We start from the raw sequence: 25,226 nt of genomic DNA, 5'->3' as shown, positions 1-25,226 counted from the left end.
AAGCAATCACATGCAGCATATCTTTTTGACTAGCAAATTTGCTTCTTGTTAGTGTGGTTGCTTCGTTCCTCGCAAAGACTTTGCAGAGGTAATTTTTGTTTACCTCACAATCCCCGCCTTATAAGCCGCAATAGCACGATCTCTCGCAAAAGCATGATCAATCATAGGTCCATTATAACCCAAATCAAATTCGGGAATCCATTTGCGGATGTAGATTCCTTTTTCGTCAAATTTCTTCTGTTGAATTTCAGGATTAAAAACCCTGAAATAAGGTGCGGCGTCACAGCCAGTTCCTGCAGCCCATTGCCAGTTTCCGACATTCGAAGCCAATTCAAAATCAAGTAATTTTTCAGCAAAATAAGCTTCGCCCCATTGCCAGTTAATCAATAAATGTTTGCACAAAAAACTCGCAACCACCATACGTACGCGATTGTGCATATACCCCGTCTCATTTAACTGACGCATTCCCGCATCGACCATTGGGTAACCAGTTGTTCCGGAACACCAGCGTTTAAAATCGTCTTCGTTATTTCGCCATTGAATGCCATCATAAGCCGATTTGAAATTATGATCGACTACTTTTGGAAAATTAAACAGAATCTGAATAAAAAATTCACGCCAAATCAATTCGCTCAGGAAAGTCTGGTTTTTCCCGTTTGCCCAATTTATCAATTTGCGAATACTCACAGTTCCAAAACGTAAATGTGGAGAAAGATAAGAAGTACTGTCCAGAGCCGGAAAATCTCTGGTTTCTTTATAATTTGCAATTTGAGTTAAGTTATACGGGAATACTTTTATTGTACTTCTTTCAAAACCTGTTTCAGATAATTTTGGAAATTGAAATTGATTTTTGGCAAAATTCAAAAAGTGTGGTTTTGTATCATATTCCTGAACTGTTCCTGAAAGATGATATTTCTCCAGCCATTTGTTTTTGTAAGGTGTGTAAACCGTGTAAGGAAGTCCGTCGGATTTAGTGATTTCCTTTTCTTCAAAAATAACGTGGTCCTTGTATGATAAAGATTCAATATTATTTTGCTGTAATAATGCATCAATTTCCTGATCGCGTTTTATGGCATAAGGTTCGTAATCTTTATTGAAGAAAACTTTCTGAATATCAAATTCGGTTAAAAGTGATTTCCAGACTTCGGCAGTTTTTCCTTTTTTAATTAAAATGGAAGAATCAATAGCGGAAAGCTGTTCGTTTATTTTTTCGAGGGAATCGTATATAAAACTTACCCTTGCATCGTTCTTTGGAAGGTGGTCGAGAATATCTTCATCAAAAATGAATAATGGAATCACAGGAAAATTAGACTGTAATGCATGAAATAACCCAATATTATCGTCTAAACGTAAATCGCGTTTGAACCAGAAAAAGGTGATTTTTTGTTTTGTCATTATGTTAGTTTCTGATTGTGTTTTTTTTATTGCCACAGATTTTTATGATTTTTAAAGGATTTTTAATCTGTGTTAATCAATGAAATCTGTAATAAAAAAATATTTCATGACAAGTTAAGTATGCAAAATCATGCTTTTGATTTTGTTTTCTACGATTAGTTTATTTTATAATATTTAAAAGGAACGAATAACATTCCAAAGCATTCGCCATCTTCTTTACCCAGATGTTTATGGTGTATTTTATGTGCTTTTCGCAATCCGATGAGGTATTTGTTTTTTGTATTTTTAAACCATTTAAAACGTTGATGAATTAAGACATCATGAATTAAAAAATAACAGATGCCATAAAATGTTAGCCCACATGCGATGAAAAACAAATAATTGAATCCACCCTGAACACCAAAATAAAACAGAACAATACTCGGAATAGCGAAAATGACAAAGAAAATGTCGTTGCGTTCAAAAGTATGTTCGTATTTCGGTTGATGGTGATCGGCATGAAAGTACCACATAAGTCCGTGCATAATGTACTTGTGTGTGAGCCAGGTTACACATTCCATGAATAAAAAAACACCTAAAAAGATTAAAAATGAAATCATTTTGTATTTGCTGAATTATTAAATTATTACTTAAAATCTTGAGAGGTTAGCTTTAAATATTAAAAGATTGACTCAAAAGAATATTTTTCACTATAAGCATTTCTTAACACATAGAAACATAGAATTTTTAGTTGAAAATAAGGCGTTTCACTTTTTTAAAATACACATAGCTATGTGGAAAATGATATATCATTTCATTTCGATCTAACTGAGGCAAATAATCTATGTTTCTATGTGTTAAGAAAAAAAACATTTACACTAATTTTAGTTTGTAAGTAACAAAAGATTGTGCTAAAAGTCCTGCTTTAGTATAGTTTGAAACTCTAATTCTGGAATTCCCAATTTGATTGCTGGGTGTGTTTTTTAGCTTCTTTAAAAGTTTTTTATAATAGACAAAAGCAGTATAAACACCAAATTGAGCTTCGATCGGGAGTTTTACAATTCCCTGATAAGCAATCCTGAAATCTTCTTCAATTTCGTTTATGATTGCTGTTTTTGAATTTTCATCAAAAGTATTCAGATCAACACCCGGAAAATAATTTCGGTTTAGAACCAGATTGTCATCTTTTAAATCCCTTAAAAAATTTACTTTTTGAAAAGCTGAACCTAATCGCATTGCTTCGTGCTTTAGCTGCTCGTATTTTTCAGTTTTTCCGTTTACAAAAACTTTCAGGCACATTAAACCCACCACGTCTGCGGAACCATAAATATAGTCTTCGTATTCTGTTTGTGTATTGTAAGTTGATTTTACCAAATCGAGTTTCATGCTTTTTAAAAAAGCCTGTACCAAATCGTCGGTAATATTATATTGTTTTACAGTATGCTGAAAAGAGTTGAGAATAGGATTGAGGCTGATTCCCATTTCCATAGCTTTGTAATATTCTTTTTCGAAATCATTAATAAGTTTTTCTTTGTCATAGTCATGAAATGAATCGACAATTTCATCTGCAAAACGCACAAATCCGTAAATGCTGTAAATGGCACCTCTGATATTTGGTGATAACATATAAACAGCCAAAGAAAAGGATGTACTATAGTTTTTGGTAACCAACTTGCTGCACTTAAAAGAAGTAGTATCAAATAGTGATTTCATTTTTTACGATCTAATAGATTTTTGAATTAACTCAGCAACCAATTTTCCTGAAATTAAAGCAGGAGGAACACCAGGGCCAGGAACTGTCAATTGTCCTGTAAAATATAAGTTACGAATTTTTTTGCTTTTTAGTTTTGGTCTTAAAAAAGCGGTTTGCAATAAGGTGTTTGCCATTCCGTAAGCATTTCCTTTGTAAGCATTATAATCGGCTACAAAATCGTTTTTACAGAATGATTTCTTAAATATAATGCTATTTTTAATTTTTTGTTGTGTAAGCTGTTCAAAACGAGTAATTATTTTTTCGAAATATGCTTCTCTAAGTGCTTCAGTATCATTTATTCCCGGTGCTAACGGAATGAGGAAAAAACCACTTTCCATTCCTTCCGGTGCTGCAGTTTTATCTGTTTTTGATGGGAAGTTAGCATAAAATAAAGGAGCTTCCGGCCATTTTGGATCATCATAAATAGCTGAGGCATGCTGGTTAAAATCAACATCAAAGAAAAGAGCATGATGTGAAATGTTTTCTATTTTTTTATCAAAACCTACAAAAAACAAAAGAGAAGAAGGTGCGAAAACGCGGTTTTCCCAATATTTTTCTGAATAGACACGATGTTTTTCTTCCAGTAAAGTTTCGGTATGATGATAATCGGCACCACTTAAAACAATGTCTGCTCCAATAAATTCCCCATTTATTACAATTCCGGTCGCAGTTTTATTTTCGACAACTATTTTTTCTATTGCTGAATTGGTTTGGATTGTAACCCCCAGTTCAGTTGCCAATTTTTCGATCCCGCAGACCACATCAAACATCCCGGTTTTGGGATGCCAGGTTCCTAAACCAAAATCGGCATAGTTCATGAAATTATAAAATGATGGTGTTTTTGTCGGTTTTGCTCCGAGAAATAAAACGGGGAATTCCAGTATCTGAATTAATCTTTCGTTTTTGAAATTCTTCCTTATATCTCGGCTAACGGTACTAAAAAACTGATTTAGTTTTAGAACTGTTTTTGGAGTAATTAATTCCAATGGCGAAATTCCCGGACGATATACCAAATCTTTTATGGCAATATCATAATTGCTTTTTGCATGACTGATGAAGTTTTCGAGTCTTTTACCGCTTCCTTCTTCAATGTTTTCAAAAGTGGTTTTTATCTTCTCTAAATTATCGAAGATGCTAATGAAATCATCAACTCCAAAATAAACCCGATATGCGGGATTTAGTTTTATGAGTTCGTAATAATCAGATGTTTTTTTGTTGAAATCCTGAAAGAAAAGCTCAAAAACATCGGGCATCCAATACCAGCTTGGCCCCATGTCGAAGGTGAAGCCGTTTTTACTGAATTGTCTTGCCCTGCCGCCAATTGAATCATTTTTTTCGTAAACAGTAACTTTATGACCATGCTGTGCCAGGTAGCATGATGCTGCTAAAGCTGAAAAGCCTGATCCTATTATTGTGATAGTTTTTTTCATTTGTTTAACAAATGTATAAAAACTTTAAACAAAAAATTATATTTTATTAATTGTTTCCTCGATTGAGTCAAAAATAAAAGTTCTTTGAGATAAATTTTTCCTGTCGATATGTTCTGTCATTTTTCCCATGAGCCAAATTTCATTGTTTTTTAAAAGCAATTTTTGCTCCATTGTTTTTACATATTGGTTAACATTGGTGCGATCTGGCTGGACAGTCATAAAGGTGACAAATGTTATTGTACTGAAATGTCTGGTGATATCTTCAAGGTTTTCGATCGGCATACTTTCACCCAGATAGATAGTTTTGTAACCTTGTAATAAAATTTCATATTGAAGATATAGTAATCCTATTTGATGAATTTCATTTAATGGTAATGAAAGTACAAATACTTTATGGGTTTTAGTTGGCTTTAAAATCTGTATTCCTTCTGTATAAATTAATATTTTTTGCCTGATCAAATGGCTCATAAAATGCTCATTTGCAGGACTTATTGTCTGAGACTGCCATAATAATCCTAATTCTTTCAATAAAGGAAGGAAATTTTCTTTGAAAACTTCTTTAAATGATTTTTCAGCAATCAGCAAGTCAAAAGTGTTAAAAAAGATTTCCTGATCAAAATTCATCATGGCCATTTTAAAGGAATTAATGGCATAATTCTGCGAATTTTTCTTAGAAATAATTTCACGGACTGATTCCTGGATTTTCTCTTCTGAGAATGTGGCGATTTTAGATATTTTATAACCATATTCATGAAGTAATGTAATGTTTAATAGTTTTTGTAAACTGGATAAATTATACATTCGAATGTTAGTGTCAGTTCGCATGGGCTCCAGAACTTTATATCTCTTTTCCCAAATGCGGATGGTATGTGCTTTTATTCCGGATAAGTTTTCAAGATCTTTTATACTGAAAACTGTCTTTATGTCGTTTATCATTTTTGTTATTGTGTAAAAGTAAAAATAGAATAAAGTCTGAAATTACCTTTTAAACTAGTTTAAAATGATGAATTTTAAAAAGTGTATGGGTCAAATTTGTTTAACAAATCTAAATGCAGAATTGTTTTAGAACCATCTTTGCTTCTATTGTACATCGTTTTAAATTTGGCTCCGTATATAATTTCATTAAAAGTATAAGATGTTCTTGCAGCAACAGTATTACTGAAGAGGTCATCAAAAGTGGTGATGAATACTAAAAATTCACCATGGATTTTCTTGAAATCTTCTTCGGTAAAATTATATAAAGGGCTGTTTTCGGTAATGGGGTGAACTAATGTCCAGCTTAATGAAAGTGCATTAACCCGATCTAATTCTAATTCTAAATTATAAAATTTGTTAGTCATTTTTCCGTTTTCCTCTACACTCATACCCAATGTTACTTTTGCTTTGGCATCAGTAAAATTGGTATTTTTAAAAGGAACGAGCCTAATCATTAACCCTTTCTTGTCTTCATATGGAGCTATTAAAGCATTATGTGAAAATTTTAAAAAAGCTGTTGGTTTGCTGAATCTTCCAAAAAATAAACCTGTTGCAATTGCAAAACTCAAAAGACCAATTAAAGCTTCAGCGGCTGAAAGTGCACTGGTTAAAAAACCAGTTGGGCTTATATGTCCGTAACCAACGGTGGTAAAAGTTTGTGCACTAAAAAAATAGGCCTGGCCAAACTGTGTTAATACACTTTGTGATTGGGCAATTCCGTCAAGGTGCTGAATGCCAATTGCATAATAGATAAGTGCAAAAATAAAATTGATTACAATATAAAATGCAAATAAAATAAGCATGAATTTCCAGTTGGGCATATCAATCATAGTGTGGTACCAACTGATTCGGCGTAACAGATGCATCCCTCTTTTTTCGATATTAGGAGTTCCGTCTTTGTTTACAAATCTTCCTCCGTAGCTGTTTGCGTTGGTTCCAAAACCTGAATTTTTATCGGCTTTTGCTTTTGTATTTACATTTCTTAGAAGTGCCATTGATTTTTGCTTTTAAACAAATGTAGGAATATCTTTTTAGGATAAATAACTTCATTATTTTTAATAAAAAAAGCAATCTGTAAGATTTTAATTCTTCCAGATTGCTTACTGTTAGCTAGTTGTACTTATTTACAAAAAGTAGCTCTGTTTTTGATAGCACTCTGGCTGCCTAATTCTATTGCTTTTGAAAAATCCTTGCAGGCATTTTTTTTGTTCCCGATTTTGTTATAAGCTAAAGCCCTGAGATTGAAGGCTACATAATCTTTAGGATTCAAACCAATAGAGGAGGAACAATCTTTAATGGCTTCCTCATATTTCATTAACTTGTAATTGACATTGGCCCTGCCGGTAAAAGCGTCAGCATTCATGTCATCCAATTCGATTGTTTTATTAAAATCGGCAATGGCTCCGGTCAGGTCATTAGCTTTGAATTTTGCAACTCCTCTGTTTTGATACGCTGCAACAAATTTTGTATTCAGGCCAATAGCTTTGGTGTAGTCTGCAATTGCTCCTTTTGTGTTTCCGGCTTCTGCTTTTTTAAGAGCTTTGTCAAAAAAATCGTTTGCAGATTGTGACCAGCCCAGGCAGGTCATCATAAAAAATAAAGTAAGTAGTAGGTTTTTCATAAAAACTAATTTGGGGGTTTAGATTAATATTGTGAAAAACGAATATAGAAATATTTATTTTGCAAGAAAAGTTCTTTTGCTCAAAAATGAGAAGAAAAATAGAAATAAATTTGCCTTTCTTAGCTACTTAAATGATTGACAGCGATTAAAAAGCTGTAAATATTTTTTTTTCGTACAGAAAAAGTCTTCTATTTTTTACAAATAAAATCTAAAATTTTTAGTGTTAATTTTTTAAAGCGAAAAAGAAAACGTTTTCGTTTCTTTTACTTGTTAAAGCTTATTAAAATTTATTTTTTTGTTTCAATACTTTCATTACTTTCGCAGTCAAATGAGAAAATTAATTGTATTTCTGGTATTCATGAATTTCCTTCTGCTTGGCGGAGGGCAATATCTTAATGCGGGTACACATCAAAATTCTCATCTTCATGCTTATGAGCATAAACACCGTGTAAAATACACTAATCAGGATCAGGGCAGTTCCATAATCGAGGAAGCTGATTTAGATGAGGAGCATTTGGGTGATGATACTTTTAAAAATAATGTAGTAAATAAAAATTTTGCTGCAAATTACAGCTTGCTTGATAACTGGTATTTGACATTCTCAAGTCAGATCATTGTAAATTATCACAGTCATTTTAAATTCTTCGTGCCATTCTGTGGCAATTCAAATCCTATTTATATTACTCAGAGAGTTTTAAGAATTTGATTCTACTTATTATCGGTTACCAATAAGCGTGATCATGTATAAGTACGGATTGTATTTTTAAGATACTTTTTCATTTTAACTTTTCACGGTTTATTCTGGCGACTGATTTTATGTTTCAGACCTCAGGAATCTTGTATTCCTGACATCCTATCGCTTAATTTCCAAATTTATATCATGAAAAGAGTAGTTATTTTAACGGGCTTATTAGCCTTGTTGTGCCTAACCAGTTGTACATCAAAAAAAGAAGAAAAAGAAGAAGCAGAAAAATTTACAGTAACCAATCCTGTAAAAATAGACACTTCATTTGCCAAACAATATGTTTCGCAGATTAAATCTGTACGAAACATCGAAATCCGTGCTCAGGAAAAAGGATTCCTGCAAAACATTTATGTTGATGAAGGCCAGTTCGTAAAAGCGGGTCAGGTATTGTTTAGAATCATGCCGAAAATGTATGAAGCTGAATTACTTAAAGCTCAGGCAGAACAAAAATCTGCTGAAATAGAATTACTAAACGCCAAAACTCTGGCCGATAAAAACATCGTTTCAAAGAATGAACAGGCTGTTGCCCAGGCTAAACTTCAGTCGGCAAAAGCTGAGGTGGCCCTTGCAAAACTGCATTTATCATTTACTGAGATCAAGGCTCCGTTTGACGGAACAATCGACCGTCTTCCTTTAAAATTAGGAAGTCTTATCGATGAGGGTGAATTGTTGACCAGCCTTTCTGATAACAGTCAGATGTTTGCTTATTTCAACGTATCAGAACCAGAATATTTACAATATCAAACCGATGTAAAAGATCGTGCAGGAAATAAAGTCAGTTTGATTTTAGCTGATGGGCAAGTTTTTAAATACAAAGGAAATGTAGAAGTAATCGAAAGTGAATTTAACAATGAAACCGGAAATATTGCTTTTAGAGCAAGATTTCCTAACTCTGGTAAATTACTTAGAAATGGTGAAACAGGACAAGTTCAAATGCTTGTGCCTCTTAAAAATGCAATCGTAATTCCACAAAAAGCAACGTACGAGATCCAGGATAAAAAATATGTTTTTGTTGTAGATAAAAATGATAAAGTAAGTTCAAGAGAGATCACTATTACAGGTGAAATTCCGGATTTATACGTGATACAAAGCGGACTTACTGAAAATGACAAAATTTTACTTGAAGGGGTTCAGAAAGTAAAAGAGAATGACAAAATTAAATACGAATTCCAGTCTCCTCAAACGGTAATTAATAATTTACGCGTAAAAGCAGAATAGGTTTAATCATTAAAAAAATATAAAAATGTTTAATAAATTTATTCAAAGACCTGTACTGTCGATCGTAATATCGTTGATAATTGTCTTTTTAGGGGTGTTATCGGTACTAAATTTGCCTATTACCCAATTCCCTACTATTTCTCCTCCTTCGGTAACTGTTACTGCAGATTATCCCGGATCTAATGGTGAATTGATGATTAAAGCGGTTGTTATTCCTTTAGAAAGAGCTTTAAATGGAGTTCCGGGAATGAAATACATGGCTTCTGATGCCGGAAATGATGGTGAAGCTACCATAAAAGTTGTTTTTAACTTAGGTACTGATCCTAATCAAGCCGCAATTAACGTTCAAAACCGTGTTGCTTCGGTTACTAATAAATTACCTCCATTAGTAATTAGAGAAGGTGTGAAAATTACCCGTGAGGTTCCTAGTATGTTGATGTATGTGAACCTTTATAGTACGGATAAAAATACCGACATGAAGTTTTTATACAACTATGCCGATATCAATGTACTGTCAGAGTTAAAAAGGGTAAATGGTATTGGATCCGGAGATATCTTGGGAACACGTGAATATGCTATGCGTATTTGGTTAAAACCGGATCGTATGTTAGCTTACAAAGTTTCTGCCGATGAGATAATGGATGCTTTATCAAGTCAGAGTTTAGAAGCCTCACCAGGTAAAACAGGAGAGAGTTCGGGTAAACGTTCACAGGCGTTTGAGTATGTATTGAAATATTCCGGACGGTTTACGACTAAGGAGCAATATGGCAATATTGTAGTAAAATCAAATGCTAACGGAGAGCTTTTGCGATTGAAAGATGTTGCTAAAATTGAATTTGGCAGCTCGATGTATGATATTTATTCTAATTTGAATGGCAGGCCATCAGCAGCGATTGTATTAAAACAATCTTTTGGAAGTAATGCCAATCAGGTTATTGAAGACGTAAAAGCTAAACTTGAAAAAATTAAACAAAGATTTCCAAAAGGAATGGATTATGAAATCTCTTATGACGTTTCTAAATTCCTGGATGCTTCTATCGAAAAAGTAATTCACACTTTGATTGAAGCTTTTGTTTTGGTAGGATTGGTTGTATTTCTTTTCTTAGGTGACTGGCGTTCTACGGTAATTCCGGCAATTGCGGTACCGGTTTCGTTAGTTGGAACTTTTGTATTCATGACATTCTTCGATATTTCATTGAACTTAATTACATTATTTGCTTTGGTATTAGCGATTGGAGTCGTCGTCGATGATGCGATTGTGGTTATTGAAGCCGTTCACGCGAAGATGGAAGAGGAACATCTTTCACCATTTAAAGCGACTAAAAAAGCGATGCATGAGATTGCCGGGGCAATTATTGCGATTACGTTCCTGATGGCTGCGGTATTTATTCCGGTTGCTTTTATGTCTGGTCCTGTAGGAGTCTTTTACAGACAGTTTTCGATTACGATGGCAACAGCAATTATCCTTTCGGGTATTGTGGCATTGACTTTGACACCGGCACTTTGTGCGATGATGTTAAAAAATAATCATGCTATACCTAAAAAGAGAACTCCTGTAAACAGATTTATAGATGGTTTTAATAATAAGTTTAACCTGGCACAAGGTAAATATCAAAATGTATTAGGTAAAATTATTAACAGAAGAGCAGTTACTATTATCGCACTTCTGGGCTTTTGTGCAGGAACATGGTTGATTAGCAGCACAGTTCCTTCCGGATTTATTCCAAATGAAGACCAAGGGATGTTTTATGCCGTTATTCAGACACCTCCGGGTTCATCATTAGAAAGAACAAATAATATTGCAGAGAAATTACAAAAAATAGCCGAAACAGTAGAAGGAGTAAAATCGGTTTCTTCATTAGCCGGTTATGAAATTTTGTCTGAAGGTACAGGTTCGAATTCAGGAACATGTTTAGTTAACCTTAAGGATTGGAATGACAGAAAGCAATCTGTTCTGGAGATTATGACAGAACTGGAAGAAAAATCCAAAGACATTTCCGGGGCTAATATCGAATTTTTCCAGCCGCCTGCCGTTCCCGGATATGGAGCTGCGGGAGGATTTGAACTTCGTTTACTGGATAAAACAGGTTCAGGGGATTACAAAAAAATAGAAAAGGTAAATAATGATTTTGTTGCTGAGTTAAACAAGCACAAAGAATTATCTAATGTATTCAGTTTCTATAGTTCTAGTTTCCCTCAGTACATGATGAAAGTAGACAATGATTTGGCACAACAAAAAGGGGTTTCTATCGAAAACGCCATGAACACACTGTCAACTCTTGTGGGGAGTAACTACGAAATTAGTTTTATTAAATACGGAATTAACTATAAAGTAATCGTTCAGGCGGCTCCGGAATATCGTGCCTTGCCAGAGGATATTTTGAAACTTTATGTAAAAAATAACCGTGATGAAATGGTGCCATTTTCAGCTTTTATGAAATTAGAAAAAGTATATGGTCTTTCGGAAATTACGAGACATAATATGTATACTTCTACTCAGATAAGTGGTTCTGCTGCTCCGGGATACAGTAGTGGAACAGCCATTAAGGTTGTTCAGGAAGTTGCTGCTGAGAAATTACCAAGAGGATATGATATTGACTGGGCGGGTATTTCTGCCGATGAGGTGGCTCAGGGTAATCAGGCAATTTGGGTATTCCTGATTTGTTTAGGATTTGTGTATTTGGTTTTGGCAGCTCAATATGAGAGTTTTATTCTGCCATTATCAGTAATTCTTTCTTTACCGGCGGGTATTTTTGGCGCTTTCCTTTTATTAAAATTAACAGGATTGGAGAATAATATTTATGCTCAGGTTGCCATGGTAATGCTTATTGGTTTACTTGGTAAAAATGCGGTATTAATTGTAGAATTTGCTATTCAAAGGCATGCGGCAGGAAAATCAGTTCTTGAAGCAGCTATGGAAGGCGCGAAAGCGAGGTTCCGTCCTATTTTAATGACTTCATTTGCTTTTATAGCAGGATTACTTCCACTTGTTTTTGCCTCAGGTCCGGGTAAAATTGGTAACAGAACTATTGGTACTGCTGCAGCTGGAGGTATGTTGATCGGAACCATTTGCGGGGTCTTTGTAATTCCGGGATTGTATTACATTTTCGCAAGAATTGCTGAGAAATACAAATTGGTGAAACATGAAGAAGAGAATCCATTAACAGAAGAAATTGACAATAATCATGTATAAATTCAAATTACAATATAGTATTGCGTTAGGTCTTTGTCTTGCAGCGGTTAGCTGCAAGGCTCCGCAAGCCACAACGGAAACCCCAAGTAAAGTTGTCGTTCCTGAAGCTTACACAGACAGTAAGGATACAACAAATATGGCTGCTATTCCGTGGCATGATTTCTTTAAAGATCAAAATCTGGTAAATCTGATTGATACTGCCCTGAAAAATAATCAGGAATTATTGATCACTTTGCAGGAAATTGAAATCGCTAAGAATGACATTCGTATAAAAAAAGGGGCTTATTTACCAACTGTTGGCGTTAGGGCAGGAGCAGGAGTAGAGAAAGTAGGAAGATATACGAGTCAGGGTGCCGGTGATGCCACTACAGAAATTAAGCCCGGTAAAGAAACACCGGATCCGCTTGGAGATTTTGTTGTAGCCGCCTATGCAAACTGGGAAGTAGATATCTGGAAAAAACTGCGCAATTCCAAGAAAGCAGCAGTAAGCAGGTATTTATCAACAGTAGAAGGAAAGAATTTTGTAGTTACAAATCTGATCGCTGAAATCGCTAATTCTTATTACGAATTATTGGCTCTTGACAGTCAGTTAGATATTGTGAAACAAAATATAGAATTACAATCTAATGCTTTAGAAATCGTAAAGATCCAGAAACAGGCAGCCAGAGCAACAGAATTGGCTGTTCAGAAATTTGAGGCTGAAGTACTGGATTCTAAAAGCAAAGAATTTGACATTCGTCAGCAGATAAAAGAGACGGAAAACAGGATTAACTTTTTGGTGGGTCAATATCCACAGGAAATTAAGCGAGATAGAAACAACTTTTTAAGTTTGTTGCCATCAACTGTGAGTTCTGGAATTCCGTCTCAATTATTACAAAATCGTCCTGATATCAAACAGGCAGAAATGGAGCTTACAGCTGCAAAACTGGATGTAAAAGTAGCTCGTGCCGAATTTTATCCTTCATTGGACATTTCGGCTGCGGTAGGGGTTAATGCTTTTAATCCGTCTTACCTGTTTACGTTTCCGGAATCACTTTTGTATTCTTTGGCCGGAGATATTGCTGCGCCGTTGATTAACAGAAATGCTATTAAAGCTGAGTTCCGCAATGCCAATGCAAGACAGCTTCAGGCGTTGTATAACTACGATCGTACGGTTTTGAATGCTTATATCGAAGTTTCGAACGAGCTTTCTAAAATTGATAATCTTCAAAAAGGATACGATTTAAAATCACAACAGGTGGATGCTTTAAACAAATCGATAGATGTTTCAAATGATTTGTTTAAATCGGCAAGAGTAGATTATTTTGAAGTTCTGATGACACAACGCGATGCATTAGAATCTAAACTCGAACTGATAGATACTAAAAAAGAACAGCTTAATGCTGCAGTCCATGTTTACAAGGACTTAGGCGGTGGCTGGAAATAGATTATTTTTTAACTAACTAGATTGCGACTGAACCTTCCGAAAGTAAAATTTCGGGAGGTTTTTTTATGATTTTGTGTTTGAGATTTATAATGGTGAATTTTGTAATATAAAGATTGTTATATTAGCTGAATGAATTACCAGTACCTTATTATAATACAAAGCTAACTCATGTTGGGTAGAGATTGGAGCCATTTTATGGCTGGTATATAGGTTACTGGCAAGTGTAAAGACGACCATGCAAACAACAAACCGACTGATAAAAAATTGAAATATGTATTATTTAAGGGAACAAGATAGTAGCATAGAAGAAATTTGCTATAAGCAAGAACATATTGACAAAGTTTGGGACGAAATCAAACAAGTCATTCCAGAATATTTTCAGCGATGTATTGACACAGAAGGCGGACACACTATTCAAGACAGTGAAGTAGATAAACTTGCTGAAAAGTTTGGTTCTACTTCAAGACCTCAAAATAAGGTAAAAGACGTCAAGAAAGTTCTTGAAAGACTATTGAAGGAAACAATTGCTGACTTTGAAAAAGAACGACAACCTTATCAAGACATTCTTGACCTGGAGTCTCTTGAAGAATATAAACACGATGTAAATTCCTTTAAAAATACTGTTTTAAAAAATCAAATTCCTATTATTCGTAAGACACTTCAAAATAAACAAGCGAAGGAACTTGATAAATTTCGTATTAACTTCAACAAGGCGCAACCAGGACACTTATTTGAAGTAACTTCAAATATTATCAAGTTAGCAAACGAATGGCATAATGAACGGTATAATGCAAAGGAATTTGAGCAAATAAATTTTTGTGATGATTTAGGCTACTATAATTTAGACGAACCAAATTATACAGCGTTTGGCGTTATTGGAGGTGGCATAAAAAGCCATTTTATTTTTAAATTGTTTCCCGAAATGTATCCATATAGGAGCAGAGAAGGTGTTTGGGCATTGTATTATTTAAGCAATAAGAAAAAGTTTGGTTGCACACAAGATTCTCAATTTCTAATGATTAACATAGAAGAAGGCACAACCCAGCAGAATTACTTTTATCCCTATGGACTTTTTGCTTTCTATGCATTACGAATTTTTAATAAACTCAAAGAATTATACGCTAAACACGGAATCAGTTTACCAATAGAATATAGGTTTGTAGCTGTTGACGCGTTTCTTTCATTTGTTTCGAGAAGCCACCAAGATGAAATAAATGTCTTAAAAAAGAATTCGCAAAATTATCATTATGACTACTAAAGCAGTTGAAGTTTTTGAAAAGGAATTTCCTTTATTGGCAAGTAGTTTTTCTTTAAAACCCTTTCAAGAAAAAGTAATAAACCAAGTAATTACTAATGGCTCAACGTTGGCAGTAATGCCAACAGGTGGTGGTAAATCCTTAATTTATTGGGTAACAGCAAAAGCTTTAAAGGGAACTTGCTTAGTTATTTCACCACTTATTGCCTTAATTGACGAACAAGCCGAAAAACTATCAAAAGAAGGCCTAGATGTATTAGCAATTCACGGTGGGATGGCTGCTTCTGAGCAAATCAAACAACTTAAAAAATTTGCAAAAGGAGAATCTCATCCCGACTTCATTTTTGCAAGTCCTGAAAGAATGGCAACTGATGGGTTTTTTGAATACTGTATCTCATTACAAAAAGACAAAATCAAATTAGCTGTAATTGATGAAGTTCATTGTATTAGCCAATGGGGATTTGATTTCAGACCATTTTACAAGCATATACCTATATTTTTAAATTCGGTTTTCTTTAATCAATGGCCAAAGATTTTAGGTTTAACTGCAACAATCAACCCAAGAGAATTAATAGATGTTATAAGTGATTTTAAAATCGACAAAAAATCAATCTTAAAAGATGATGTGCTTTTGCGTTTTGATATTGATTTAAAAGTGGAGAAATTTTCAAATGAAGAAGAAAAGCGAGAAAGACTTTGGGAAATAATAGAAGATCATAAGAGCGAAAAGATTTTGGTTTATTTATATCGCAAGTATCACAAAGGCGGTGTAGAAGATTTGTGTGATGTTGCAAATCAAAAAGGTTTAACCGCATTGTCTTTTCACGGTGATATGACAAGTTCAGAAAGACAGCAAATAATAACAGAATATAGAGACGGTTCAACAAATTTAGTTTTTGCGACCAATGCATTTGGAATGGGTATAGATATTCCAAATATTCGTGTTGTTATTCATTTTATGTTACCCGAATCAATTGAACAGTATTACCAAGAAATTGGAAGAGCAGGACGTGACCAAAATGGTGCAACTTCTCATATGCTTTATTCAAACAAAAATATTCAGGTTCGAAAAACGCATTTTATTGACAAGTCATTTCCCAAAGGGAGTGATGAAATAAAGGAATTATTTAAAAAAGCCAGCAATAATGAAATTGGTAAAAAGACACTTCAATATTTTGCAGAAGAAGAATTACAATCTGCACTACCTTATTTTTTGAATAGCCACGCAATTACAATTGAAGGAAAAGGGTTTACAGGACTAAAAGTTTTTAAAACAAACACCAATACAAGATTAAAATCCATCGTAGATTCGTCAAAAACAGGTATGGTAATTCCAGTTCTTTCAAGGCCAGAAAATTCAATGCTATCCTGCAAAGACTTTTTCAATATTACTTATAAAGCATTGGTTGACGATGAAGTGACATTAACAAAAAATCTTGATAAATGCTTAATTATTAATGCGGCTGAATATGAATTAAAAAATGACCAACTTGAAAGCATAAGTAGGGAAACAGCAAGGAAAAGAGAATACAAACACAACCTATTAGACTATCTCGTTTATCTTCTTGAGAACTTTGACGGTTCAAATTCAATGCATCAGGAAATTGGAAGATATTTAGGTGTAAACAAACACTTGCTTAACAAAATCCATAAAACCGAGAGCGGAATTTGGGTTCGTTCAAAATCAGAAGTCATTATTGCAAACATTTTATATCGTTCAGGTATAGATTTTCAATATGAAGAAAAACTTTACTACAACGCCATAGAATGGAAAGAGCCTGACTTTACAATTAGATATAAGGGTAAGACTTGGTATTGGGAGCACCTTGGACTTTTAGGAGAGGATCAATACAATGAAAATTGGCAGGAGAAGAAACAAATTTTTAAAGACCTTGGAGTTTTTGACAATGTAATTACAACAAAAGAAAGCGCAGTTTTGAGTAACCAAGCAAATGAATTAATTAAAAAAATTGCAACAACTTGAATATGGTGAACAGACAGAACCTAAACTCGTTCCTAATTTTGATTGCTTTATCGCTTATCTTTTGGGGAGTTATACTCAGAGAACTTTTTTGTGAAGCTTGTATGAATAGTGCTTAAGAAGCCTAAACTGGTGCTCGTTTGCAACGAGTACCTATATAAATTAAAAAAATGTATGGTAGCGTTTGCAACGCGGATAATTAAGATAAATCTATCAACTTTGACAAGGAAATTTCCAGAGCGTTGGTGATTTTTATTAACGTCAGTAAACGTGGGTTTGTTTTACCGTTTTCGATCATATGCAATTGAGTTCTGCTGATCTCACAATCAAAGGCAAAAGCTTTTTGATCAAGATTCTTTTCCTCTCTCAATTGCTTAATCTTTTCGCCTAATTTCTTAAAATATTTTTCTTCTTTCGTGTTCACTATAACGAATATCTAAAATTTATGCTTACCTTGTGTTCGTAATAACGAACACTTAATAATGAGCCAATTCAGGAAACTAAAAATACATAGGAAGTTCCGCACCAGAAGGTGGGACAATACGACTGTTCCCGAAATCAGGTTAGAAGGCAAATGGCTTGAAAGACTTGGTTTTAAGGAAGGACAAATCGTAAACATAGAACAAAAGAAAAACAAGCTGACTATTACTATATATAAAGGACAGAAATAACTACGCTCTACGAAGTCTTTCTTTAAAAAAACAAATATTTAAAGTTAGGATACATTGTATTGTTATTGCTGTACTAAGTCAGGAGACTTTGCCGGCATGAGATGGCCGGAAACAATTAGGTTAAATTAAGGTGTATATAAACGCTTTCCGGAAATTTATTCCAGAAGGCTTTTTTATATTATTATTTAAAATATTAACATAAAATTACGTTTTTATCAAATAAGCGTCAATTATGTAAGTTTTTTTGAAAATTATGAAACAGATTTGAATGACATCGAGTGTAATTTCGCTTATATAAATCAAACATAATTTAAAAAACAACAAACATGAAGACGAGAAATTTTTTATACGTATTAGCACTAAGTTTTGGATTATTCGCAGCAACATCTTGTAGTAACGATGATAATGACGGAGAAACAATAGTACCAATCCAGGGGAAGTACAGCCTAAGCAAAACAGGGACAATTGTTAACGGACAAGAAGTGTTAATTGATGCTGCAGAAAATCAAAGTGGCTGTAGTAAAGATTATTTAGAACTAAAATTGAGTAACGTAGCAATTATAGGTGATTATGGTGCTGGTTGTACCTTAACAGAAGCTACGGGGACATATGTAAGATCTCATAATGATTTAACTATTACTATTAATAATGCCAGTACAACCAGCGACATCATGAATCTTACTAATAAAGAATTAAAATTAAAAGATAAGACTACTGGTGAAATTACAGTTTATACAAGATAAAATAATATCTTAAGGCAAAATCTGATTCTTGAGAATTGGAATTAAAAACGGAAATCACTGATATAAAAGTTATTTCCGTTTTTTTTAGGCCTTATTTAAAGGTACTGTAAAATATAATTTTGTGATTTAATATTAAAAATGAAGTTATTTTTAATATTTTATAATTATTTTAATGGAAACAGTATTAGCAAAAACTAAGGGTATTGTTTTGCGATCTTTAATTTTTTTTTTTTTTTTTTTTTGAATATAGATGTATATTTATTGTTTATCGATAAATATATGTTATATTTGCGATATAGTTTTAATCTTTAACGTTATGTCAAAAAGAAACTTTGTATTTAAAGGTTTGTATATTGTTGCCTGGGTCATCTTCGTTGGCTTATGCATTGAAGCCGGAGGATTGATAGTCAATTTTTTTTTCAGTCTGTATAGGCCTGAATTTGTCCCAAACTTATACCAAAAGTTGGACTTAAGTGAAATGTATGAACGTAGTAAATGGGCTTTTTTCAGTATATATAGTTTTATCCTGGTCATCTCGATTTTGAAAGCAGTCCTGTTTTATGTAGTTATCAGACTAGTGAGCAAAATTAATTTATCAAAACCCTTCAGTAATTTTGCTTCGAGACAGATTTCGCAAATTAGTTACTACACTCTTTCAATAGGACTTTTAAGCTACTTAGCACGAGAGACAGCCAAAAAAATGCAAGATCAAGGCTATATTATTGACACCTTAAACCATTTTTGGGCAGACAGTCAGGCATTTATTTTAATGGCAGCTGTAATCTATATTATTGCGGCTATTTTTTCAAAAGGAGTTGAAATCCAAAACGAAAACGATTTAACTGTTTAGCTATGCCAATCATTGTAAATTTAGATGTGATGATGGCAAAACGGAAAATTTCTTTGAATGAACTTTCTGAAAGAGTTGATTTGACATTGTCTAATCTTTCTATCTTAAAGACAGGAAAGGCAAAAGCAATCCGTTTTAGTACCTTAGAAGCAATTTGTAAAGCACTAGACTGTCAACCGGGTGATATTTTGGAACACGTTAATGACGACAAAAAATAACAAACCTCTAACATTGGTTTGACAAAAGCAGCGATTCACTAATCCGAAGGCATATTTGTTGTTAATTCAATATTTATTCTTGATAAAGGAGTAAGCAAAGGCTTAAAAAAAAACTTGAATCCATTAATTAAAAGTAAGGGATCCAAGTTTGTTGTAGATTGTGATGATCTCTAATCTTAAGTGTTCCGTTAGTTAAATAAGACAGTAACAAAAAACCTCTCGGAAATTTACTTATTTCCGAGAGGTTTTTTTAAACGAAACTGCTTAATTTTAGTTCCCTGCGTAATTCGGACAGCCAAAACATTTACGGGCCAGATTAAATTGATATGTTAAGGAAAGTTCATAAACACCACCTGTTCTTCCTATTTTAGAGGTATTCAGATCATAGGAGAAACCTAATCGTAAATGCTCATACTGTAATCCGGTAAAAAGATTGATAGAGGTAAGCAATTCATGGTTCATACCATTTTTTGCAGGATTGGTAACGAATGTAGTTCCAAAAAACATCTTATTAAATAAGATAGAAGCTCCCATATCAAGTCGATTATATCTCCCTTGCTGCATATAATTTGACGTAACAAACATTTTTGTTTCATATGGCAAAGCCAAAACATCAATATAATCCGCAATAAGAAATTCATAACCGCTGCTTAGCGAGAAAAAAGTGTTTAATGGCAGATTTCCGTTTGCACTCAACGCAATATTTGGCCTGTTAAGGTGTTTCATCGAAAGACCAATCCAAATAGCATCAGTGTTAAAAACCATACCGGCAGATACATCAAAAAAAGTAACCTTGTCGTTTGCTAATAAAGGGTCAATCGAAGTTGCATTATTTGGGCCATTTATGTTAATCTGATCTTCCAGTAATAAATTTTGAAATGCAAATGACTTTATTCCAAAACCGGCTTCGATACCGGGTCTAAAATACCAGTCATCATTTATTCTTACCCTGTAGGCATAATTTCCATTAATTTGTGTGAAATTATATTTACTTGCGTTTTCTCTCTGGTTCAATACACTTAACCCAAAACCACTTTGGATGCTTTCGCTCCAGGTATTTACGAAAGCATAATCGGTATCAACTCTTAAATCTAAATCAGGCCATTGCTCACGGTGTATAATTCCGGTATAGGTAGTTTCCATGAAACCCGAAAAACCAGGATTTAAAGTTTCAGGAACTAAAAAATACTGTGTAAAAATAGGATCTTGTGCTCTTGTTTCGGTATAAAAACAACATGTGACAATTATAATAAATAGTAATTTTAATCTCATTTTTTAATCTGTTGCTTTTATTTAATTAATGTTAATGATCCTTTTTCTGTTACGGTATGATTGTAAAAGGTTTTTGCTGTTATTTTAAAATAGTAATTACCATTTTGAGCATCCAGATCTTTAATTTTTCCACGCCATCCATGAATGTTTACTCCGGTTTCTGAATAAATGATTCCTCCCCATTTATCAAAAATATCCAGGGTTATATTGTTTAATCCCGTGAATACCGGTGCAAATGAATCGTTGATTCCGTCATTATTTGGTGTAAAAGCATTTGGCATAATCAGGGTGTAACCCTTTTCAACAACTATAGAGGCTTCATAAGAATATTGGCAGCCAAAAGGATATGTAACCAATTGTTTAATACTGTAAGTTCCTTCTCTGGTATAAATATGTTTTGGGTTTTCTTCATCTGAAAAATTACCATCCCCAAAATCCCAGGAGACATGAGTAAAATCACCTGTAGCTATGTTTGTAAATAAAACAGGATCATAGATCGCATATAAGCCATAAACATCTTTACCAATAGAGCCGGTAGAGAAATTGGGTGTGCCTAAAACAGGTGTTTTTACATTATGAACTACATCGGCAGTACAGCCAAAACTATCGGTAACACTAAAAATGACTAATCCTTTATTATCGGTTTTCATTATTTCGCCATTTACACCGGAAACAATTCCATCTGACCATTTTAATGTATAAGGTGGAATACCTCCTTTAACATGTCCTATAAATGTCTGATCTACAAATTTTGTGTCACAATTAAAATCAGTTAAAACTTCAATTGTTGGAGTAAGCTGTTCAAATCGCGTAATTTGAAAGGCATCTGATTTTTTACAACCTCTTGAGTCAGTTACCGTAACAGTATAGTTATCAGGAGTAAGCTGACTCAGGTCTTCTGTTCGTGCACCATTAGACCAGACATAGGTATAAGGAGCTGTACCACCGGTTACGACAAGATCTATAATACCGGTATTTGCCTTAACGCAATCAAGTGAATTTGAAACGTCTCCTCTTATTTCTAATTCAAGCGGATCAACAACAATATATTCTGCTTCTATTACACATAATTTGGCGTCGGTAATTTTTACTTTATAACTTCCTGGGCCTAGATTGTTTCTTTCAATTCCGGCAGTAGAGCCATCACTCCATTCTAATTTAAGCGGAGCCTGGCCACCAACAAGATTTAGTCGGATGTGTGCATCATTTGCGCCATGACATGAAATATTTTGAAAGTCCGGATCAATCTTAAAAACAGGGGCATTGTTAATTACTATCGGGAATTCTTTCGGACAGCCTAACGCATCGGTAATTGTAATTAAATAATTTCCTGCAGACAAATTAGATTGTTCCATTCCGGTTCCTAAATTGCTCCATTTTATAATATACGGATCACCGGTTGCAAAAGGAACTCCGCCAGTAATATTATTAATTTTTATGACTCCATCCCTAACGCTGTAACACGTTAGATGAGTTACTGTACGGTCTAACTTTATTTCAGGGTTTTGCAGTATGGTTACAGACAATGGAACAGTACATCCGGAATTATCTGTAACGGTTAAGTCATAAGTTCCTGCATAAAGATTTTTTAAATTTTGAAGATTACTTCTAAATCCGTTTGGCCCTGTCCAGCTGTAACGATGAGTAGGTCTTCCTCCCGATGAACTTACATTAATCTCTCCGGTATTATATCCATAACACAAAACATCGACTTGACTTACCCATTTTACTTCCAGTAATGGAGGTTCGATAATGGTATAACTTCCTGTAAGAGTATTGCAATTATTAGCTTCTGTAGCTGTAACGGCATAAACGCCTGGTCCCAGATTACTAAGATTGCCTGAATTAACAGGATAAGCACTTCCGTCTTTCGTCCAGACAAAATTATAAGGCTGCGTTCCTCCCGATGTTGATAAATTTATATTTCCGTTATTTAATCCGAAACAAGTTATATCATTTTTGCCTGGTGAAAACTGGAATAACCCAGGTTCAGGAACATAATAACTTTTTACAAAAGGACAATTTCCATTGTCAATAACTTTTAAATTGTAGTATCCTGATTTTAAATTAGAAATGTTTTTATCTGTACTTGTAAATCCGTTAGGGCCGGTCCAGGAGAATTTGTATGGATCTCCGGTTGTAAAAGGAATACCTCCAGTTACATTTATAGAAATAGAACCGTCATTTGAGCCAAAACAGGTGCCGCCTTTAATAGTTTCAACTACATTTATTAGAGGATCAACTGTTACCGTGATTGTAAAATCTGGTCCCGGACATACATTCGATATTGGAGATACAGTATAGGTTACGGTTGCAGGACTGGCAGTATTGTTTATTAATGTCTGACCAATACTTGTTCTTGGAGTAGATTGTGAAGTTGCTCCGCTAATTGCCCCCGGAGGAGAAACTGTTGGAGTGGACCATATATAAGTAGTTCCTGATGGTACATTATCTGTGGTTCCGTTGCTTACAGGCGTAATTTGAAAAGAATTACCACTACATATTTTTGCTGTTTTTGGAGTGATAACAGGTGAAAGAACCATGTCGACAGAAAAGTTTCTTGATACTGTTGTTGTACCACAACTATTTGTTACGCTAAAAGTAGCTACATAATTACCAGTTGTAGTGTAATTAATAGCTCCGGGGTTAAGTGCAGTAGAAGTTGAAGGCGTTCCTCCCGGAAAGCTCCATGAATAGGTGATTTCTGAACTCGGAGAACACGTTTCTTCTACCGTTCCGACAGGATAAATCGTTGCCGATTTACAAAAATCTGAAATTGGTTTTAAGGAAATAACAGGTTTCTTTTTTACATGGATTGCCTGAGTGCTGTAATTATAAATTCCGCAAGAATTAATTGTTTCTAATCGAACATAATAAATGCCCGGAGTTACAAAATTAAATGCCGGATCTTTAGAGGAGGAATGTGTTCCGTTTGCAAAATTCCACTGCCCCCTTCCTGATCCGGGCGAGGTTTCTTTACCACAATAGGTTGGAGTATAACCTGTCACTTCCCAATAGAATCTTGAAACTCCACAGCTTAAATTTGTATCGGTAGTATTTGTTATTTGAACTGCTTCTGAAGCACAGGCATTGCCAAAAGTAAATTGTGGCTGTAATACAGGTTCAACACAAATATATTGTGGAGGAGGAGTGATTCCTACACCGCATGGTGTTGTCGCATTTAGAGTAACTTTATAAGTTCCCGGTGTTGAATATGAGTGATATGGATTAACTTCTCTCGAGGTTGTTCCATCCCCAAAATCCCAGGTATAAACATTCAGGGTACTACAGCTATTAGTATAACCGGCATAGGTTGAATTGCTAAAATATACACTTGAATTTACACATGCAACAGCCGGAACATTATAACTGATTACAGGGACATCTAAAATAATAATGGGTCCGGCAGTAAGATAAGTGCTTCCGCAGGATGTTGTTATAGTTAGAGTAACGGTATTTCCTGACGGACAGTTGGCTCTTGTAAATTTATGAGGAATAGGGAAATTTTGTGAAGCCTGAGGATTCAGACTATTGTAATAAACAGAACTTTCCAGTTGGGCCTGAGTGTAATTTTGAGAGGTACCATCACCATAATTAACATAATAATTAGTGTCAGAAGGATTAAGTGCCCACGATCCAATTGCAAAATCCATTGGATCGACAGGAATACATAAATTGGTTGTGTTTCCCGGAGCGATAAGAGCACCGATTGGATTATTAGAATTCTTGACTACATAGGTAACAGAGTTATTGCAGGAATTACTTCCAACTCCTGTTATTACCATATTAAATGAACCTAATTTTTGATATTGATGACTTTTTGGAAAAGTGACATTTGTTTCTGAAATTCCATCACCCCAATCTACATTGTAAGATGAAATACAAGAAACGGAATTTGAACTGTTTCCAACATTAATACTATATTTTGGATTTGAATTATTGTCTCCACATCTTTCAAAAGGTTTGTTAGATCCCGGAGAATTTAGGTCAACGAATTTTAAATCAGGTTTTTGTTTTACAGAAACAGTTTTTGTTATAGTATTGACTTCACCATTAGTATCGATAACAGTTAGTTTTACACTAAAATTCTGAGAACCACAGCCAAGTGCCTTAAAACTATGACTTGGGCTTCCCTCGGTAGAAGTACTTCCGTCTCCAAAATCCCATTTATAAGTAAAAGGAGCGTTACCGGTTACAGTTGGATTAAATGTAATCGGAGTTCCTGAACAAGCACCATCATTGCTAAAACTAAAATCAACGTTTGGAGGTGTAAAATTGCTATGATTTTTATTAATATAATTATTTCTATCGTTACGATTAAAACTATAAGCTGAAGAGGTAATTATTAAGATAAAAAGTAAATTTAAGAAGTAAAGTTTCCTCATGTAATATAATTCGTTATTTTTCAGGACAAAAGTATGTGTTTTTTTTAAATCAAAAGAACGATTATGAATAATCATTTTTTTGATTTAGAAGTTAATCCAAAAACAGCTCTCTTTTT

The 25,226-nt window shown here is 34.2% G+C and carries 20 protein-coding genes; 10 read left to right on the top strand and 10 right to left on the bottom strand.

The window, feature by feature from the left end; all coding sequences use genetic code 11:
* Nucleotides 1-99 precede the first annotated feature (99 nt).
* The 7 genes from PMI10_RS11090 to PMI10_RS11060 form a co-directional block, all read right to left on the bottom strand.
* Nucleotides 100-1,395, bottom strand: a complete 1,296-nt coding sequence (locus PMI10_RS11090) for a cryptochrome/photolyase family protein (protein WP_007807757.1) — start codon at nt 1,393-1,395, stop codon at nt 100-102.
* A gap of 155 nt (nt 1,396-1,550) precedes the next feature.
* Nucleotides 1,551-1,994, bottom strand: a complete 444-nt coding sequence (locus PMI10_RS11085; RefSeq protein WP_007807755.1) for a sterol desaturase family protein — start codon at nt 1,992-1,994, stop codon at nt 1,551-1,553.
* Between the two features lie 253 nt (nt 1,995-2,247).
* Complete coding sequence (locus PMI10_RS11080; protein ID WP_007807752.1) at nt 2,248-3,087, bottom strand: phytoene/squalene synthase family protein; 840 nt, start codon at nt 3,085-3,087, stop codon at nt 2,248-2,250.
* A 3-nt stretch (nt 3,088-3,090) separates the two neighbouring features.
* A complete protein-coding gene (locus PMI10_RS11075; protein WP_007807749.1) occupies nt 3,091-4,557 on the bottom strand; it encodes a phytoene desaturase family protein in 1,467 nt (488 codons plus the stop codon).
* A 36-nt stretch (nt 4,558-4,593) separates the two neighbouring features.
* Complete coding sequence (locus PMI10_RS11070) at nt 4,594-5,493, bottom strand: MerR family transcriptional regulator (protein WP_007807746.1); 900 nt, start codon at nt 5,491-5,493, stop codon at nt 4,594-4,596.
* Nucleotides 5,494-5,567: 74 nt separating this feature from the next.
* Complete coding sequence (locus PMI10_RS11065) at nt 5,568-6,527, bottom strand: ion channel (RefSeq protein ID WP_007807744.1); 960 nt, start codon at nt 6,525-6,527, stop codon at nt 5,568-5,570.
* 125 nt (nt 6,528-6,652) lie between these two features.
* Complete coding sequence (locus PMI10_RS11060; protein ID WP_007807741.1) at nt 6,653-7,153, bottom strand: tetratricopeptide repeat protein; 501 nt, start codon at nt 7,151-7,153, stop codon at nt 6,653-6,655.
* A 328-nt stretch (nt 7,154-7,481) separates the two neighbouring features.
* On the opposite strand from PMI10_RS11060, the gene PMI10_RS11055 reads away from it, so the two are divergent.
* From PMI10_RS11055 to PMI10_RS11030, 6 genes are all read left to right on the top strand, one after another.
* On the top strand, nt 7,482-7,859 hold the full coding sequence (locus PMI10_RS11055) for a hypothetical protein (protein ID WP_007807738.1): 378 nt from the start codon (nt 7,482-7,484) through the stop codon (nt 7,857-7,859).
* Between the two features lie 174 nt (nt 7,860-8,033).
* On the top strand, nt 8,034-9,116 hold the full coding sequence (locus PMI10_RS11050; RefSeq protein WP_007807736.1) for an efflux RND transporter periplasmic adaptor subunit: 1,083 nt from the start codon (nt 8,034-8,036) through the stop codon (nt 9,114-9,116).
* Between the two features lie 25 nt (nt 9,117-9,141).
* On the top strand, nt 9,142-12,309 hold the full coding sequence (locus tag PMI10_RS11045) for an efflux RND transporter permease subunit (RefSeq protein WP_007807734.1): 3,168 nt from the start codon (nt 9,142-9,144) through the stop codon (nt 12,307-12,309).
* The gene (locus PMI10_RS11040; RefSeq protein ID WP_007807732.1) at nt 12,302-13,735 is read left to right on the top strand and encodes a TolC family protein; all 1,434 of its coding nucleotides are present in this window, start codon (nt 12,302-12,304) and stop codon (nt 13,733-13,735) included. The genes PMI10_RS11045 and PMI10_RS11040 overlap by 8 nt, the downstream gene beginning before the upstream one ends.
* 271 nt (nt 13,736-14,006) lie before the next feature.
* On the top strand, nt 14,007-14,993 hold the full coding sequence (locus PMI10_RS11035) for a hypothetical protein (RefSeq protein WP_007807730.1): 987 nt from the start codon (nt 14,007-14,009) through the stop codon (nt 14,991-14,993).
* Nucleotides 14,983-16,974, top strand: a complete 1,992-nt coding sequence (locus PMI10_RS11030; RefSeq protein WP_007807728.1) for a RecQ family ATP-dependent DNA helicase — start codon at nt 14,983-14,985, stop codon at nt 16,972-16,974. Before PMI10_RS11035 ends, PMI10_RS11030 begins: the two co-directional genes overlap by 11 nt.
* A gap of 196 nt (nt 16,975-17,170) precedes the next feature.
* Here the strand turns inward: PMI10_RS11030 and PMI10_RS11025 are convergent, their stop codons facing one another.
* Nucleotides 17,171-17,395, bottom strand: coding sequence for a helix-turn-helix domain-containing protein (locus tag PMI10_RS11025; protein ID WP_035631743.1), 225 nt, complete (start codon nt 17,393-17,395; stop codon nt 17,171-17,173).
* 58 nt (nt 17,396-17,453) lie between these two features.
* On the opposite strand from PMI10_RS11025, the gene PMI10_RS11020 reads away from it, so the two are divergent.
* The 4 genes from PMI10_RS11020 (at nt 17,454) to PMI10_RS11005 (ending at nt 19,453) form a co-directional block, all read left to right on the top strand.
* On the top strand, nt 17,454-17,642 hold the full coding sequence (locus tag PMI10_RS11020) for a SymE family type I addiction module toxin (RefSeq protein ID WP_035631741.1): 189 nt from the start codon (nt 17,454-17,456) through the stop codon (nt 17,640-17,642).
* Between the two features lie 326 nt (nt 17,643-17,968).
* The gene (locus PMI10_RS11015; RefSeq protein WP_007807726.1) at nt 17,969-18,385 is read left to right on the top strand and encodes a lipocalin family protein; all 417 of its coding nucleotides are present in this window, start codon (nt 17,969-17,971) and stop codon (nt 18,383-18,385) included.
* A 316-nt stretch (nt 18,386-18,701) separates the two neighbouring features.
* Nucleotides 18,702-19,235: a DUF2975 domain-containing protein gene (locus tag PMI10_RS11010; RefSeq protein ID WP_007807724.1), complete on the top strand. Its 534-nt coding sequence runs from the start codon at nt 18,702-18,704 to the stop codon at nt 19,233-19,235.
* A 2-nt stretch (nt 19,236-19,237) separates the two neighbouring features.
* The gene (locus PMI10_RS11005) at nt 19,238-19,453 is read left to right on the top strand and encodes a helix-turn-helix domain-containing protein (protein WP_007807723.1); all 216 of its coding nucleotides are present in this window, start codon (nt 19,238-19,240) and stop codon (nt 19,451-19,453) included.
* Between the two features lie 270 nt (nt 19,454-19,723).
* Here PMI10_RS11005 and PMI10_RS11000 read toward each other — a convergent pair whose 3' ends face one another.
* The gene (locus PMI10_RS11000; protein ID WP_007807720.1) at nt 19,724-20,725 is read right to left on the bottom strand and encodes a PorP/SprF family type IX secretion system membrane protein; all 1,002 of its coding nucleotides are present in this window, start codon (nt 20,723-20,725) and stop codon (nt 19,724-19,726) included.
* A gap of 17 nt (nt 20,726-20,742) precedes the next feature.
* Entirely contained in the window at nt 20,743-25,185 is a 4,443-nt protein-coding gene (locus PMI10_RS10995; protein ID WP_007807719.1) for a PKD domain-containing protein, read from the bottom strand.
* Nucleotides 25,186-25,226 lie beyond the last annotated feature (41 nt).

The organism is Flavobacterium sp. CF136 (genome assembly GCF_000282055.1).
Taxonomy (GTDB): Bacteria; Bacteroidota; Bacteroidia; order Flavobacteriales; family Flavobacteriaceae; genus Flavobacterium.
This window is presented reverse-complemented; position numbering and strand designations above follow the sequence as displayed.